At 69.8% G+C, this 15,233-nt stretch carries 13 protein-coding genes; 6 read left to right on the top strand and 7 right to left on the bottom strand.

Going from position 1 to position 15,233, the window contains the following annotated elements; all coding sequences use genetic code 11:
- Positions 1-29 precede the first annotated feature (29 nt).
- Positions 30-947 carry a helix-turn-helix domain-containing protein gene (locus L687_RS42035; protein WP_021201681.1) on the top strand — a complete coding sequence of 306 codons (918 nt, stop codon included), beginning with the start codon at positions 30-32 and terminating at the stop codon, positions 945-947.
- A 31-nt stretch (positions 948-978) separates the two neighbouring features.
- Here the strand turns inward: L687_RS42035 and L687_RS41120 are convergent, their stop codons facing one another.
- A complete protein-coding gene (locus L687_RS41120; protein ID WP_021201680.1) occupies positions 979-2,175 on the bottom strand; it encodes an MFS transporter in 1,197 nt (398 codons plus the stop codon).
- A gap of 304 nt (positions 2,176-2,479) precedes the next feature.
- Here L687_RS41120 and L687_RS41115 point away from each other — a divergent pair, with 304 nt between their 5' ends.
- Positions 2,480-3,400: a serine protein kinase RIO gene (locus L687_RS41115; RefSeq protein WP_021201679.1), complete on the top strand. Its 921-nt coding sequence runs from the start codon at positions 2,480-2,482 to the stop codon at positions 3,398-3,400.
- 263 nt (positions 3,401-3,663) lie between these two features.
- Here L687_RS41115 and speB read toward each other — a convergent pair whose 3' ends face one another.
- The 4 genes from speB to L687_RS41095 are packed head-to-tail and all read right to left on the bottom strand — an operon-like array spanning position 3,664 to position 9,347.
- Entirely contained in the window at positions 3,664-4,611 is a 948-nt protein-coding gene (speB, locus tag L687_RS41110; RefSeq protein ID WP_021201678.1) for an agmatinase, read from the bottom strand.
- A gap of 44 nt (positions 4,612-4,655) precedes the next feature.
- The gene (locus L687_RS41105) at positions 4,656-6,272 is read right to left on the bottom strand and encodes a thiamine pyrophosphate-binding protein (protein ID WP_021201677.1); all 1,617 of its coding nucleotides are present in this window, start codon (positions 6,270-6,272) and stop codon (positions 4,656-4,658) included.
- A 10-nt stretch (positions 6,273-6,282) separates the two neighbouring features.
- Complete coding sequence (locus L687_RS41100; protein WP_021201676.1) at positions 6,283-7,950, bottom strand: amidohydrolase; 1,668 nt, start codon at positions 7,948-7,950, stop codon at positions 6,283-6,285.
- A 59-nt stretch (positions 7,951-8,009) separates the two neighbouring features.
- Positions 8,010-9,347 carry an MFS transporter gene (locus L687_RS41095; protein WP_021201675.1) on the bottom strand — a complete coding sequence of 446 codons (1,338 nt, stop codon included), beginning with the start codon at positions 9,345-9,347 and terminating at the stop codon, positions 8,010-8,012.
- Positions 9,348-9,558: 211 nt separating this feature from the next.
- Between L687_RS41095 and L687_RS41090 the strand changes: the two genes are divergently transcribed.
- The 3 genes from L687_RS41090 (at position 9,559) to L687_RS41080 (ending at position 12,982) form a co-directional block, all read left to right on the top strand.
- Positions 9,559-10,467 carry an Lrp/AsnC family transcriptional regulator gene (locus L687_RS41090; RefSeq protein ID WP_235045260.1) on the top strand — a complete coding sequence of 303 codons (909 nt, stop codon included), beginning with the start codon at positions 9,559-9,561 and terminating at the stop codon, positions 10,465-10,467.
- A gap of 155 nt (positions 10,468-10,622) precedes the next feature.
- The gene (locus L687_RS41085) at positions 10,623-12,029 is read left to right on the top strand and encodes an MFS transporter (protein ID WP_031208369.1); all 1,407 of its coding nucleotides are present in this window, start codon (positions 10,623-10,625) and stop codon (positions 12,027-12,029) included.
- A gap of 35 nt (positions 12,030-12,064) precedes the next feature.
- The gene (locus L687_RS41080) at positions 12,065-12,982 is read left to right on the top strand and encodes a cation diffusion facilitator family transporter (RefSeq protein WP_021201672.1); all 918 of its coding nucleotides are present in this window, start codon (positions 12,065-12,067) and stop codon (positions 12,980-12,982) included.
- A 32-nt stretch (positions 12,983-13,014) separates the two neighbouring features.
- Here the strand turns inward: L687_RS41080 and L687_RS43200 are convergent, their stop codons facing one another.
- Positions 13,015-13,638: a MarR family winged helix-turn-helix transcriptional regulator gene (locus L687_RS43200; RefSeq protein ID WP_021201671.1), complete on the bottom strand. Its 624-nt coding sequence runs from the start codon at positions 13,636-13,638 to the stop codon at positions 13,015-13,017.
- Between the two features lie 117 nt (positions 13,639-13,755).
- On the opposite strand from L687_RS43200, the gene L687_RS41075 reads away from it, so the two are divergent.
- Complete coding sequence (locus tag L687_RS41075) at positions 13,756-14,499, top strand: helix-turn-helix domain-containing protein (protein WP_021201670.1); 744 nt, start codon at positions 13,756-13,758, stop codon at positions 14,497-14,499.
- Positions 14,500-14,560: 61 nt separating this feature from the next.
- On the opposite strand, the gene L687_RS41070 is transcribed toward L687_RS41075, so the two are convergent.
- On the bottom strand, positions 14,561-15,205 hold the full coding sequence (locus tag L687_RS41070; protein ID WP_021201669.1) for a TetR/AcrR family transcriptional regulator: 645 nt from the start codon (positions 15,203-15,205) through the stop codon (positions 14,561-14,563).
- Positions 15,206-15,233 lie beyond the last annotated feature (28 nt).

The following is a 15,233-nucleotide window of genomic DNA, read 5'->3' as shown; positions in this document are numbered from 1 at the left end:
GCTCACCGCCTCGCGATGTTGCCGAAGGCATGGTGACAGTGGATGCGGACGCGCTCTCGAACGTGCTCGGCGCCGTCGACCTCCGCGTCGGCATCGGCCGGCGCACCTCTCTCGCTGCGGGAGCGCTGCTGCCGATCCCTGCCGGTGCCATCACGCTGGTCTACGTCGTGGAGGGCGGAGTCCTGGGGCACCCTCCGCTCGGCGACGGCTGCCGACTCGACGTCGACCCGGACTCGAAGACGCGCCCCTCCACCCCGGAGAACCGGCATGACGTGCTGGTCGCGGGCGACGCCTTCCTGACCATCGGCCGCTCAGCGTTCGTCCTCGAGGCCGCGAGCACCACGAGCCTCATGATCGCCGATATCGAACTCGCGGATGCGGCGTCGCCGCTGCCCGCACTGCTGCCGCCCTTCCTCACCGTCACCGGGTTCGACACAGTGGAGCCGGCCGCCGCGGCCCTCGCCCTGAACATGGGCGTGATCGACCACACCCTGAAGCCCGCCCGCCAGGGCGATCCCATCATCTGCCGCATGATGGCGACGACGGTGCTGCTGTCGGTCATCCGCGCCTGGGCTGCGAACGGCTGCGCACCGTCGGGCTGGCCGTCGCTGTCGAACGACCCCTTCCTCGACCGGGTCGTCGACGCCATCCGCGAGGAGCCCGGCCGCGACTGGACTGTCGAGCGCCTCGCCGGCATCGGAGCCATGTCGCGCTCCACGTTCGCCGAACGGTTCCGCAGCGCCGTCGGTCGCTCGCCCGCCGACTACGTGACCGAAGTTCGCGTCGACGCAGCCAAGCGGATGCTCGACGCGGGGCGGAGCGTCTCGGATGTCTCCCGCGAACTCGGCTACGCCTCGGATGAAGGGTTCAGTCGGGCGTTCCGACGCCGCACCGGACAGACCCCCTCCGCCTGGCGGCTCGCGAACCGCACTCCTGTCCCCGCCTGAAAGATCCCCGGCTGAAAGATCCCGAACCCTCTCAGCCCCTGCTGCTGACGCGGTTCGAGGCGCCGAAGAGCACCGCGCCCGCGAGCAGCGAGATGGCGCCGATCACGTAGACCAGTTCGACGTTCAGCGTGTCGACGAGCAGTCCGCCGATGCCGGCCGCGAGCGTGATCGCCCCCTGGAAGCCCACCACGACGAGGCTGCCGCCGGCTTCGAGCCGATCGGGCATGCGGTGCCCGACCCAGGTGTTGGCGACGATCAGCCAGGACGAGAAGAAGAAGCCCCACACCAGCACGACGATGCCGACGCCGATGACCGACCCCGAGAACAGGATCATCGAGATGACGGACACTGCGATCACCAGCGGCGCGAACACCGCGAAGAAGGCGAACGTGCGGTCGATGACGAGGCCGATCGTGATGTTGCCGAGCAGTCCGCCGACGCCGAACAGCGCGAGCAGCACGACGATGGTCGAGGCGTCGACCTCCGGGATGCGCTCCAGCGCGAGACGCACGTATGTGTAGGCGAGGAAGTGCCCGAGCACGACGAGCACGTGCCCGACCATGCCGAGACCGATGCCGGGACGGCGCAGGGTGTCGACGAGCAGACGCAGGCTCGATGCCCGTTCCGCCGGCACCGACGGCAGCGCGAACCGCAGGACGACCGCGAGCACGACCATCAGCACACCCGCGATGGCGAAGACCATTCGCCAGTCGACGAGCTCGCTCAGCATGACGCCCAGCGGTACGCCGGCCACGGTCGCCAGCGAGACGCCGGCCGAGGTGAACATCACACCGCGGCCGAGGTTCGCCGGTCCCGCGAGACGTGCGGCGACCGTGATCGACATCGCCCAGAACGCGCTGATCGCCGCCCCGAGCAGGAAGCGCGCCAGCAGCACGATGATCAGATTCGGCGAGATCGCCACGATGAGGTTCGACACCGCGGCGGCGAGCGCCATCCATACCAGCAGCGACCGACGGTCGAGGCGCGGGAAGATGAGTCCGACAGTCGGCGCGACCACGAGTCCGACCAGCGCGGTCACGGTCACGGTCTGTCCGGCTTGACCCGGGGTGACCCCGAGCCCGTCGGCCATCTCGGTGAGCACGCCGTTGGGCAGGAACTCGGCCGTGACCAGCAGGAAGCCCATCAGCATCAGCACGATGAGCCCGCCGTAGCGGATACGGGACGCTGCGGAGGACGGCAGGGTGGGAACGGGGGCGGTCGTGGTCATGGTTCCACGTTCGCAGGATCGGGACGGCGTCGCCCGACCGGTCGTCCGCGGCACCCGACCATTCGTCCGGGCGCGTCGGGCCGAACCCTCGACGGAACTACCGACGGGGCGAACGTCCGCGGGTCTGGACAAGCCCGCCGCGAACGCCCTAGGCTCGACGACGCACCGGGACGAGCCCGGGAAGCCCGAGCGGAAGGAGCCGAGGACATGAACACCGTCTTTGTCGCGCTCTCCGCCGACCATCTTCCCTTCGAGGCCGCCCGCTCCTGATCGTGGTGTGGCCTCCTGCTCCCGGAGCCACATCGTGTCTGATCTCTTCGCTTCCTCGGAAGCCGCGTCCTTCGACGCATCCCCGCTCGATTCCACCGCGTTCGATCCCACCACGTTCGATCCCGCCGCCTTTGACGCCCTCGAAACCGAGCTCTCCTTCGCCGACGTCGATCCTGGCGAGGGCCAGCGCTGGTCCACGTGGCCGGCGATCACCCCCTCCGAACGCGGCCCCGAGCCGTGGCCCGCATGGGTCGTGACCTCGGCGGGCGCACTCGACACCGAGCGCGGCATCCTCAAGACCGGCAAGGAGGCCGACGTGTTCCTGCTCGAACGCGCGGTGCCGGGCGATCCCTCGCAGCACACGCTGCTCGCGGCGAAGCGCTACCGCAGCGCAGAACACCGCAGCTTCCACCGGTCATCCGTCTACACCGAGGGCCGCAGCACACGGAACACCCGTGATGCACGGGCCCTCGCCAAGAAGTCCGACCACGGTCGCGAGGTGGCCGCCGCGCAGTGGTCCTTCGCCGAGTTCGAGGCCCTCTGCCGCATGTGGGAGCTCGGCGCCCCGGTGCCCTATCCCGTGCAGGTGAACGGCACCGAGGTACTGATGGAGTTCCTCGGCGACGCCGACGGCACGGCCGCGCCCCGCCTGGCCCAGGTGCGCGCCGACCGCGCCGAGCTGCAGGGCTACTACGCGCAGGTGGTCGACCTGATGCGGATCTTCGCCGCAGCCGGCTTCGCCCACGGCGACCTCTCGGCCTACAACCTGCTCGTGCACGACGGGCGGGTGCGCGTGATCGACCTGCCGCAGATCGTCGACATCATCGCGAACCCGCAGGGGCTCGACCTGCTGCACCGCGACTGCGTGAACATCTGCGACTGGTTCACCCGCCGCCGGGTGGAGTGCGACCCCGAGGAGCTGTTCGCCGAGATGCTCGCCGCGTCGTACACGTGAGGTGTCGCCTCCGGGAGGTGTCGCATCCGGGAGGTTCCGCATCCGGGAGGTTCCGCATCCGGGAGGTTCCGCATCCGGGAGGTTCCGCATCCGGGAGGTTCCGGTCGCAGTTGTTGCCGCCCGGCGGCGTGCGGCGCGGCAGGAACTGCGACCGGAACCAGCGGGACGCGTGCGGCGCGGCAGGAACTGCGACCGGAACCGGCGGGCCGCGTGCGGCGCGGCCGGAACCGGCGGGACGGATGCGAGCGGCAGGAGCTGCGACGTCAGGCGGCGAGGCGGGCGGCCAGCAGCGTCACGAGCTCGTAGACCACGTGGCTCGCGGCGATGCCGGTCATCTGCGCGTGATCGTAGGCGGGCGAGACCTCGACCACGTCCGCCCCGACGATGTTCTGCGATTTCAGAGCGCGCAGGATCCGCAGCAGCTCGCGACTGGTGAGCCCACCGGCCTCCGGGGTGCCGGTACCGGGTGCGTGAGCGGGGTCGAGCACGTCGATGTCGATCGACACGTACAGCGGCTTGTCGCCGATGCGCTGCAGGATGCGGGCGATGCCGGCCTCGACCCCGTGCTCCTCGATGTACTCGCTCGACACGATCGAGAAGCCCAGGCGCTCGTCGTCCTCGAGGTCCTGCTTCGAGTACAGGGGGCCGCGGGTGCCGACGTGGCAGCTGGCGGTGAGGTCGATCAGTCCCTCCTCGCTCGCCCGGCGGAAGGGGGTGCCGTGCGTGATGGGAGCCCCGAAGTAGGTGTCCCACGTGTCGAGGTGGGCGTCGAAATGCAGGACCGCGACCGGACCGTGCTTCGCGGCGACCGCCCTCAACAGTGGCAGCGCCACCGTGTGATCGCCGCCGATCGTGACGATACGCTGCACCTGCTCGCCGAGGGCCAGCGCCGCACGCTCGACCTCGGTCACGGCCTCGGTCAGATCGAACGGGTTGACCGGGATGTCACCGGCATCCACGACCTGCGCGATGGCGAACGGCGACACATCCTGCGCGGGGTTGTACGGCCGCAGCAGGCGCGACGACTCGCGCACGTGCGAAGGACCGAACCGCGTGCCCGGCCGGTAGCTGACGCCGGAGTCGAAGGGGATGCCGACGACCGCGATGTCGGCACGGGGCACGTCTTCGATGCGCGGCAGGCGCGCGAAGGTCGCGATGCCGGAGTAGCGGGGGTTCACGGACGCGTCGATGGGGCCCACGTTCTCGGTCATTGCTCGTTCCTGTTCGTCGGGGTGATCTGGAGGGTCAGTGGGGCTCAGAGGGCATGCTGCGGGATGTGCACCAGCTGCACGCCCCCGGCGGTGATCGCGGCGCGGATGCTCGACGCGATGTCGTCGCGCCGTTCCACGCGGCGGCCGGTCGCTCCGAAGGCCGTCGCGAGCGCCGCCCAGTCCGGCTGCACCAGGTCGACGCCGATCGGGGCCATGCCGCGATCGACCTCGTTCTGCCGGATCTCGGCATACCCGCCGTTGTCGACGCACACGACCGTGACATCGAGGCGCTGCTCGACCGCGGTGACCAGCTCGTTCACGCAGAACATCAGGGCGCCGTCGCCGATCACGGTCACGACCGGGTGCTCGGTCTGCGCGACCCGTGCGCCGATCGCCGCGGGCAGGCCGTAGCCGAGGGTCGCGTAGGTGGGGGTGTAGAGCAGGGAGTGGGGATGGGCCGCCCGCAGCACGCTGCCCAGCGCCATGTAGACGATCTGGGACGAGTCGCCCGCGACGACCGCGTCGTCGGGCAGGGCGTCGGCGATGATCTCGGCGAGGGCGACCGTCTCGGGTGCGGTCTCCCGCATCTCGACGTCGATCGCCGCACGTTCGGCCGTGAGGTCGCGCGGCGCGCGGGTCTCGGCGGAGAGGGACGGCAGCAGCGCCTCCAGGACGGCGGCCGCATCGCCCGTGATCCCGACGGTCGCGGCGAGGTTCTTGTCGCGCTGCGCCGGTGAGATGTCGATGCGGATCACGGTTCCACGGGCTTCGAGTCGCGGCGCCCACAGCTCGGCCTCACCGAGTTTCGAGCCGACCACGAGCAGCACGTCGGCGTCTTCCGCGACCGCACGGGCCGCGGCGAGCCGCAGGTTCGAACCGAGCGAGAGCGCGTGCCGTTCATCGACCACACCCTTGCCGTTCAGCGTGGTCAGCACCGGGGCACCGAGTCGCTCGGCGAAGGTCGTGACCTCGTGCGCGGCATCCACCGCTCCCCCACCGGCGACGATCACGGGCGTCTTCGCGGCGGCCAGGAGACGGGCCGCCTCGGCGAGCGCGGTCGGCTCCCCGGAGACCCGGGTCGGCACCGGGCGCGGTCGCCGCGCCTCGGCGGAGACGTCGGCCGGAGCCTCCAGCACGTCGAGCGGGATCTCGATGTGCACAGGACGGGGACGACCGGTGCGGAACAGTGCGAACGCATCATGGACGGCCTCGACCGCCTCGGCGGCGCTCGTCACGCGACGAGACCACTCGGCGATCGCGCCGACCATGGCCGTGGCGTCCTTCGTCTCGTGCAGGGTGCCCACGTCGGCGAACTCCGCACCGAGGGGCACCCCCGGTGAGAGGACGATGAGCGGCCGTGATTCGCAGAACGCCGTGCCGATCGCACTCATGGCGTTCTGCAGTCCGGGGCCCGAGGTCGTGATGACGACGCCGGGGAGGCCGGTCTGCTGCGCCCAACCGTCGGCCCCGTAGCCCGACCCCTGCTCGTGGCGGTTCGTGACCGCGCGGATGCCGAGGTCGGCGAGCGGCCGGTAGAGCTCGAGGTTGTGGGTGCCGGGGATGCCGAAGATCGCGGTCACGCCGTAGGCGCGGATCGTCTCCAGCACGGCTCGCCCTGCGGTGTCGGCGTACTGCCCTGCCGTCGTGGTGTCGGTGCTCATCGTGTCATCCTCACACTCGGTGACGACGCGTGCCGTCGACCCAGGTCTCGCGCACCGTGATCGCCGAGATCTCCTCGGCCGGCACGACCAGCGGGTCGCCGGAGAGCACCACGAAATCGGCGTACTTGCCGATTTCGAGCGAACCCAGGTCGTCTTCGCGCCCGATCGATACGGCACCCTCGATCGTGTGTGCGCGCAGGGCCGCGAGCGCGGAGACCCGCAGGTCGTCCGGCCCGAGCTTGTGTCCGCGGCGGGTGACGCGGGTGACGGCGGTCTGGATGGCTTCGAGCGGGATCGGCTCGGCGACCGGAGCATCCGACGAGATGGTGAACGGCACACCCGCCCGCTCGAACTCTCCCAGCGGGTTGAAGCGCTCGCCCGGGGTGCCGATGGCCTCTTCCACGCCCTCACCCCAGTTGAAGTAGTGCTGGGTCTGGTTGACCGGACGGATTCCGGAGAGGGCCATCCGCTCGATCTGCTCGGGCGTGGGCAGGCCGCAGTGCTCGATGCGGTGGCGGGCGTCGGCATCCGGATGCTCGGCGAGCGCGGCCTCGATCGCCGACACGACCATCTCGATCGCGGTAGGCGACTGGGCGTGCGTGGCGGTCTGCAGCCCCGCGGCGTGCGCTTTGCTGATGAGCCCCGCGTACTCGGCGGGCTCGTGGTAGAGCTGCCCGGTACGGCACGGGTCGCCGACGTAGCCGTCGGGGAAGTACGCGGTCCAGCCACCGAGCGTGCCGTCGGCATAGAACTTGATGCCGGCGAAGCTCAGGTGCGCGTTGCCGAACTGCCCGACGAGCCCCATCTCGAGCGCCTCGTCGAGCAGGTGCGAGAGCAGGTACATCGACACCCGCAGCTCCAGGCGCCCGGCCTCGGCGAGTCGCAGGTACATGTCGAACTCGCGGCGCGTGACCTGGGCGTCGCCGATCGAGGTGACCCCGCCGGCGAGGAACCGCTGGGTCGCGGCATCCAGCTGGCGCAGGTGCTCCTCGGGCTCGTCGGCGAGGTGGAAGTTCGGACCGTGGTGGCCGATCTTCACGCCGTGCACTCCGGTGAGGATGTTGCACGCGGCATCCGACAGCTCGCCGGTCAGCTCGCCCTCGGCATCGCGGAAGAACTCACCGCCGTCGGGGTTCGGGGTGTCGCGGTCGACGCCGTTGATCGTGAGGGTGTGCGAGTTCACGACCCCACCGTGGCCGGAGGCGTTCATGAGGTACACCTCGCGGTCGGCGGCGACCTCGTCGAGCTCGAAGCGGGTGGGATGCCGCTTCTCGGCGAGGTTGCGCTGCTCGTAGCCGTAGCCGCGCACCGGGCGCCCCGCGGGCAGGTCGGCAGCCGCGGCCTTCAGCAGGGCCACGATCTCGGGGATGCTGCCTGCCTTCTCGGGCCCGCAGTCGACCCAGCTCATCATCTGCCCGAACATGAGCGGATGCGCGTGGGCGTCGACGAAGCCGGGGACCACGACCCCGTCGCCGAGGTCGATGCGCTCCGGAGAGAGCCCACCCCGCTCGGCCGCGGCCTCGCAGTCGGCGAGGGTGCCGATCGCGAGGATCCGCCCGCGATCGGTCAGCATCGCCGTGGCGGTGGAGGCCGCGACATCCGCCGTGTGGATCGCGTGCGCGGTCAGCAGGACGGGTGCCGTCTGGGCCGAGCGGTCGAAGGGGGTGAGCTTTCTCATGGGGAACCTGTTCGCGGTCGTGGCGTGCGGGAGGGGACGTCGTCGGGGTCGGTGCGCCGTCAGGGCAGGCGGTTCGCCGTCGTGTCCGTGCGTGCGGTGAAGGACGCCGTCACGGGTGCCTCGTCGGAGTGCTGCGGCGCGAGCCGCGTGCAGATCCCGGCGATGAGCGCCATGCCGATGAACATCGCGATCACCGACCAGATGCTGCCGGTCCAGGCGATGAGCTGCGTCGCGAACCAGGGCGAGAAGCCGGCCCAGACAGCCGCGCCCACGCCGTACGACAGCGCGATCGAGGTGTAGCGGGCCTGCGGACGGAACATCTGCGAGAGCAGTGCGGCGATCGGCGCATAGGTCGCGCTCATCGCGATGCGCACCAACGAGGCGAACAGGAAGATGAGCGGCTCGATGCGTCCGGGCAGGATCAGCAGGAACGGCACGAACGTGAGCACCGAGGTGATCAGGCCGATGTACATGACGTTCTTGCGGCCCCACTTGTCGCCCAGCCAGGCGACGGGGAGGGTCACGACGAACTCCACGAAGGAGGCGATCGTCATGGCGTCGAGGATGACCTGTTCACTGATCGCGACCGTGTCGCCGGTGGCGTAGGCCGTGGCGAAGGTGGTGGCCAGGTAGTAGCCGCCGGTCGAGGTCGGCAGGATGCCGATGCCGAGCAGGATCGGACGCCAGTTGGTGCGCAGGGCGAAGGCCAGCGGCATCGACTGCTTGCGTCCCTCGACCTTCGCCTCGAAGACCGGCGTCTCCTCGACGCGGTAGCGCACCCAGAAGCCGACGCCGACCAGCACGATCGACAGCAGGAACGGGATGCGCCAGCCTCCGTTGATGATGAAGTCGTCGCCCATGCGGGTCATGATCGCGAAGATGCCCGAGGCGAGAAGGGCACCGGCCGGGTTGCCGAGCTGCGTGAAGCCGCCGTAGAAGGTCTTGGACTTCTCGGGGGCGTGCTCGACGCTCATGAGCACCGCCCCGCCCCACTCGCCGCCGACGGCGAGGCCCTGCACCGCACGGAGCAGGATGAGGAGGATCGGGGCGAGGATGCCGATGTTCTCGTACGTGGGCAGGCAGCCCACGAGCACCGTGGCCGCGCCCATCATCAGCAGCGTGATCACGAGCGACGTGCGCCGGCCGAGCTTGTCGCCGATGTGCCCGAAGATGATGCCACCGAGCGGGCGGACGAGGAAGGCGACAGCGAAGGTCGCGAAGGCTGCTGCGGTCTCGGCCAGTCGGTCGCCGCTCGGGAAGAACAGCGGACCGAAGACGAGCGCCGCGGCGGTCGCGTAGACGTAGAAGTCGTACCACTCGATGGTGGTACCGACGAAGGCGGCGATGCCGGCGCGGCGCGCCCGGCTGTGGGTGCCGCTGGTGGGGGTAGTGGTCATGGGGGGTGCCCGCTCCTTTGCGGAAGATGTCGGATAGCGAAGGATGCTACGGACGTGCAGCGCTGCCAGCAAGGGCAGAACTCCAGCGATAACGGGGATTCACTGGATATATGATCGCGCATCCGCACAATGCACGCCTTCCCGATGGCAAGCCTGCCTCCTACACTGAACTTGCGCACGACGAAGCGTGCGATCGCGGGAAACTGACGAAATGAGCGGAACCATGGATTTCGACGCCGAACTCATCCGCGCACTGCAGGAAGACGGCCGCGCCAGCATCCTCTCGCTCGCGCAACGGCTCGGGCAGTCCCGGGCCGCGGTCGCCGCCCGGCTGCGCACGATGCTCGCCGACCGCACCGTGCGGGTCGTGGCCGCCGTCGACCCGGTCTTCCTCGGCCAGCACGTGCTCGCCCACGTGTCGATCCGCACCGACGGGTCGGTCGAACTCGTGGCCGAGCACCTGCGCGACATGAGCGAGACCGTGCTGGTGTCGGCGGTGGGCGGGGCGCACGACGTGGTCACCGAGGTGCGCGTCGGCTCGATGTCGGAGCTGCACGACCTGTTGGCCCTGATCCGCGCGATCGACGGCGTCCTCGATATCAGCACGATCATCTACTCGACCGTGATCAAGGGCTTCTTCGTCTCGGAGTACCACGGCGGGGTCACGCTCGACACGATCGACGAGGCGCTGATCGAACAGCTGCAGGCCGATGGGCGCAAGAGCTTCCGCGCGCTGGGCGACGAGGTGCGCCTCTCCCCCTCGGCCGTCGCGACAAGGGTGCAGCGGATGATCGACGCCGGGGTGATCAAGATCAGCGCGGTGGAGGCTCGCGGGCTCGCGCACCGGCAGCTGTCGATGGGCGTCGGCATGACGCTCGGCGACGACGACGAAGCCGTGATCGACGAGCTGCGACGCGGGCGCGGTGTGGATTTCGCCGCGCGCACCCTCGGCCGTTTCGACGCCGTGGCCACGCTCGTCGAGCCATCGGCCGGAGCCCTGTACGCCAGTCTGGAGCGTCTGCGCGCGCTGCCGGGAGTCACACGCATCGAGGCCTGGCTGCACCTCGCCGTGCTCAAGGAGGACTACGCCCGCACGTTGCGCCCTCTCCGCACGGACTGAGTCGCATCCCCCACCGTCCCTCCGTTCCGGTCGCAGTTGCTGCCGCCTCCGGCGCGTTCGCGCGGCAGGAGCTGCGACCGGAACGAGCGTGACCCCGGAATATCAGTACGGCGCGCCGTCACCGGGCGTTCACCGGGGACCGCCAGACTTCGAGAATGAGCGAAACCGAGGGGCACGGCGCCTTGCCCGAGCCCGTGGCGACCGCGAACAGCGGCGCCGTGGCCGTCGTCGGCCTCGACTTGCGCGGCGAGACGCCGGCACCGAAGAAGCAGGTCTACTCCTGGGCGCTGTGGGATTGGGCGACGCAGCCCTTCAACACCGTCATCCTGACGTTCATCTTCACGGCGCTGTACCTGACGACCGACGCATTCCTCCCCGCCGACGTCGCCGCCCTCGACCCGAACAGCCGGGCGCACGAGGCGGCCATCGCCGATCTCACCTCAGGCCTGGGACTCGGCTCCACCATCGCGGCCTTCGCGATCCTGCTCCTCGCACCGGTGCTCGGTCAGCGCGCCGACGCGGCGGGACGGCAGAAGCTCTGGCTCGGCATAGGCACGGGCGCGCTCATCCTGTGCATGTTCGGGCTCTGGTTCGTCGAGCCCACCCCCACGCTCTTCTGGCTCGGCGTGGCACTGATCTCGGCCGGCTCGGTGTTCGGCGAGATCGCGGCGGTCAACTCGAATGCCATGCTGATCGGCATCGCGAACCCCAAGACCGTGGGGCGCATCTCGGGACTCGGCTGGGGGTTCGGCTACCTCGGCGGCATCATCGCCCTGGTCATCGTGATCGTCTTCTACATGATGGACTGGTTCGGCCTCCCCTCCGACGGCGGACTGCCGTTCCGCATCATCGCGGTCGGCTGCGCGGTCTGGGCGATCGTGTTCAGCATCCCGATCTTCTTGAACGTGCCGGAGCCCTCCCTCGGCCGCCCCGAGCGCAAGGTCGGCTTCTTCGCCTCCTACGGCCTGCTGGTCAAGGACGTCATCGGCCTCTACCGCTCCCCCGAGACGCGGCCGACGTTCTGGTTCCTGCTCGCGAGCGCCGTGTTCCGCGATGGGTTGGGCGGCGTCTTCGCGTTCGGCGCCGTGATCGGGTCGACGGTCTTCCACTTCGCCTTCCTCGACATCGTGATCTTCGGCATCGCCGCCAACCTCATCGCGGGCATCTCCACGATCATCGCCGGACGCTTCGACGACCGGTTCGGCCCCAAGCGGATCATCCTGCTGTCGCTCGGCTCGATGGTGGTCGCCGGTCTCGGCGTGTTCTTCCTGCGCGACGGCGGGACCATCGTCTTCTGGATCGGCGGACTCATCCTCTGCGCCTTCGTCGGTCCCGCACAGGCCTCCGCCCGCTCCTTCCTCGCGAGGGTCACCCCGGCCGGACGCGAGGGTGAGATCTTCGGGCTGTACGCCACGACCGGTCGGGCCGCGAGCTGGATGGCCTCCGGCGCGTGGACGCTCCTGATCGTGCTCACCGCCCAGACGGCGTTCGGCATCCTCGGCATCGTGATCGTCCTGATCGCGGGCTTCCTGCTCCTGCTGCCGGTGAAAGCGCCGCGCTGACGACCCGTGTCGCGCGGCGGGAGTAGCCTGACCGCGTGACCGTGTTCCTCGCCTTCCTCGCCAACATCCTCGTCGCGGTGGCGAAGACCGTCGCCGCGATCATCACCTCGTCGGCATCGATGGTCGCCGAGGCGGCGCACTCATGGGCGGACGCGGGGAACGAGGTGTTCCTCCTCATCGCCGACCGCCGTGGGGCGAAGGCGAAGGATGCGCGGCATCCGCTCGGCTACGGGCGCAACGCGTTCGTATGGTCGTTGATCGCCGCGTTCGGGATCTTCACGGCCGGATCGATCGTGTCGATCATGCACGGCATCCAGGAGCTCTCCGACACCGGTCCGGTGGAGAGCCCGATGGTGGCCTACATCGTGCTGGGGATCTCGTTCATGCTCGAGGGTGCGTCGTTCACCCAGGCGATGGTGAAGTCCCGCCGACTCGCGAAGGAGCGCGGTTCGTCGACCTGGGACTTCGTGTTGGAGACGAGCGACACCACGCTGCGAGCCGTGTTCTTCGAGGATTCGGCGGCGCTCATCGGCCTGGTCCTGGCAGGAGGCGCCATCCTCCTGCACCAGATCACCGGCGTCGCCGCCTGGGATGCCATCGGCTCGATCCTGGTCGGTGTGCTCCTCGGCGTGGTGGCGATCATCCTCATCCGCCGGAACATCGCGTTCCTCGTGGGCGCGACGGCCGCACCCGAGCTGAGGGCGCGTGTGGGGAAGGCGCTGCTCGGCCTGCCGCAGATCGAGCGGGTGACCTACCTGCACATCGAATACGTGGGGCCGAACCGCCTCTTCATCGTCGCCGAGGTCGACCTGGCCGGCGATGCGCGTGAGCACGATGTGGCGCGGCGACTGCGTGATCTGGAACAGCGGATCGAGGAGCACGAAGCCGTCGAGACCGCTGTGCTGTCGCTGTCGGTCGACGACGAGCCGTCGGCGGAGTTCGCTTCGGCTTAGGCAGACCCCGCAGCGCAGGCCGAGCCCTGCGCTCAGCGCTGCCAGTTGTCGGCGAGCTTGTTCAGCAGTCGGGCGAGCTCGATGCGCTCGTCGTCGGTGAACGAGGTGAGCGCGGTCGTCAGCATCTCGCGACGCTCCCCCCGCATGCCGCGGGCGAGACGTCGGCCCTCGTCGGTCAGGGCGATGCGCGTGCGACGTGCGTCGTCGGGGTCGGCCTCGCGGCGCACGAACCCTCGCTCCACACCCTGTTGCACCAGCCGTGAGGCTCGCGGCTGGTCAACCCCGATCGCGGCGCCGAGGTCGCTCACGCTCAGCGGGGCGGATGCCGCGGCCAGCGCCTCCAGCATGCGCATGCGGGCCGGGCCGCCGAGCCGGCCGGAGGGGTCGGCCATCCACGGAGGCATCCCCGGGTGGCCGCGGTGATGCGCGAAGTGGTCGTGGGGATCGTCGCCGTCGTGCCCACCGTCACGGTCACCGTGCGGGCCGCCGTGCCAGCCGTGGGGGCCGCCGTGACCGCGACCGCGGTCCACTCCTCTTCCCCCGGGGCCCCGCTCGCCGGGTCGCCGACCACGCAGGCGGGACAACGCCTGCGCGATGGCTTCGGCGGGATCCGGTGCGGCGTCGTTCGATTCGGCGTCGTTCGATTCGGTGGTCACCGTTCGATTTTACATGCGACTTGACATGCATTGAGAGTTCATGTCACACTACATGTACATGCACTGTGACATACACATGCACACTGACATCGAACTCACCGACAAAAAGGACTTCCCATGAACACCTCTGAATCACAGAACGGGCCCGCACAGGGCCCCGAGAACACCGACCGCCCCTTCGGCTACTGGCTGAAGGCCGCCGACCGCCTCATGGCGGCCGAGTTCGCCACCGCCTTCGACAGCGAGCATGCGAGTCGTCGCGACTGGCGCCTCCTCAACATCGTCGACGGCACGGTCGCATCCGACCGTCCGCTGAGCGGCCACAAGATGCACCGACTCGTCGAGCGCGGCTGGGTCTCCCCCGAGGGAGACGGCTGGACGCTCACCGACGACGGCCGCGCAGCGAAGGAACGCCTCGGCGCCATCGTCGACGAGATCCGCGCGAAGGTCAGCGATGCCGTCTCCCCCGAGGAGATGGCCACCACGCTGGCGTCGCTCGAGAAGATCGCCCGCGCATTCGGATGGGACGAGGAGACCCCTCTCCCCCGCGAACGCCGACACGGCTTCGGCGGCCCGCGCCACGGACGCGGTTTCCCGCGCGGATTCGGACGCCCGTTCGGGCGCGGATTCGGCCCCGGACACGGCTTCGGCGCGGATGCGGATGCCGAGCACGGATGCCGCCACGGCGAGCCCGGCGCCGGTCACCGCGGTCGCGGACACGGACACCCGGGTCACGGCGACCACGGCGACCACGGACACCGCGGACACCGCGGACACGGTCCGCACCGTGCGGAGCGCATCGCTCAGCACGCGTTCGAGCGCGGATTCGACGCGGGCTTCACCCGCGGTCGCGACGCCTGACCGCGAGAAGAACGTCCGCGAAGCGCCTCACCCGACCCATCGGGTGGGGCGTTTCGCGTCCTCAGAGCTCGAGCAGAGCGATGGCCGACTCGTCGGCACCCGCCGCGCGCAGCCGGGCACGCATCGCCGCGGCGGCGAGCGCATACGGTCGCGCGTCGTCCAACAGCAGTGAGCGCGAGTTGGCCTCTTCGTTCAGGGCGACCAGCTCGAACGCGAGCACCTCGGGGTCGGAGTCGACCTCGCCCGCGTCCGCCGCGTGACGCAGCTGCGCCTCGACATAGCCGTACCAGTCGACCAGCGCCGCGCGTACGGCATCGCTCACCGGTCCGGATTTCGAGTCGACGTCGGCGGCGGTCGCGGCGAAGAAGCACCCGCCGGTGAAGACACGGTCCTTCGAGTACGTCAGCGAGTTGCGCAGCAGCGCGGCGAGTCGGTGCACCCCGCGGGGGTATGCGCGCGCCGGCTCGACGATCCGGGCCGTGAAGATCTCGCGGGCAGCGGCGACCGTCGCCAGCTGCAGTCCCTCTTTGCTCTGAAAGAGTGTGGCGATGCTGCTCTTGCTCGACCCCGAGGCTTCGGCGAGGCGGCCGATCGTCAGCCCGTCGAGGCCCTCGACCGACGCGAGGTCGGTCGCGCTCTGCAGCACGATACGTCGCGACGCATCACCGCGGGCTCTCCGCCCGTCCACGACCGCACTCTCCACCATCCGCCTAGTATACGAACGATCGTTCGCC

Origin of the sequence: Microbacterium maritypicum MF109 (assembly GCF_000455825.1) — a bacterium.
GTDB classification, from domain to species: Bacteria; Actinomycetota; Actinomycetes; order Actinomycetales; family Microbacteriaceae; genus Microbacterium; species Microbacterium maritypicum_A.
The sequence above is the reverse complement of the archived record's forward strand: the minus strand, read 5'-3'. Positions and strand labels throughout refer to the sequence as shown.

What these genes read in the sequence shown, in the direction of transcription:
- L687_RS41105 (WP_021201677.1), bottom strand. Translation starts at nt 6,272, where the DNA reads ATGAGCACCGACACCACGACGGCAGGGCAGTACGCCGACACCGCAGGG.
- speB (WP_021201678.1), bottom strand. Translation starts at nt 4,611, where the DNA reads ATGACCGAGAACGTGGGCCCCATCGACGCGTCCGTGAACCCCCGCTAC.
- L687_RS41120 (WP_021201680.1), bottom strand. Translation starts at nt 2,175, where the DNA reads ATGACCACGACCGCCCCCGTTCCCACCCTGCCGTCCTCCGCAGCGTCC.
- L687_RS41075 (WP_021201670.1), top strand. Translation starts at nt 13,756, where the DNA reads ATGAACACCTCTGAATCACAGAACGGGCCCGCACAGGGCCCCGAGAAC.
- L687_RS41070 (WP_021201669.1), bottom strand. Translation starts at nt 15,205, where the DNA reads ATGGTGGAGAGTGCGGTCGTGGACGGGCGGAGAGCCCGCGGTGATGCG.
- L687_RS42035 (WP_021201681.1), top strand. Translation starts at nt 30, where the DNA reads ATGGTGACAGTGGATGCGGACGCGCTCTCGAACGTGCTCGGCGCCGTC.
- L687_RS41085 (WP_031208369.1), top strand. Translation starts at nt 10,623, where the DNA reads ATGAGCGAAACCGAGGGGCACGGCGCCTTGCCCGAGCCCGTGGCGACC.
- L687_RS41100 (WP_021201676.1), bottom strand. Translation starts at nt 7,950, where the DNA reads ATGAGAAAGCTCACCCCCTTCGACCGCTCGGCCCAGACGGCACCCGTC.
- L687_RS41095 (WP_021201675.1), bottom strand. Translation starts at nt 9,347, where the DNA reads ATGACCACTACCCCCACCAGCGGCACCCACAGCCGGGCGCGCCGCGCC.
- L687_RS41090 (WP_235045260.1), top strand. Translation starts at nt 9,559, where the DNA reads ATGAGCGGAACCATGGATTTCGACGCCGAACTCATCCGCGCACTGCAG.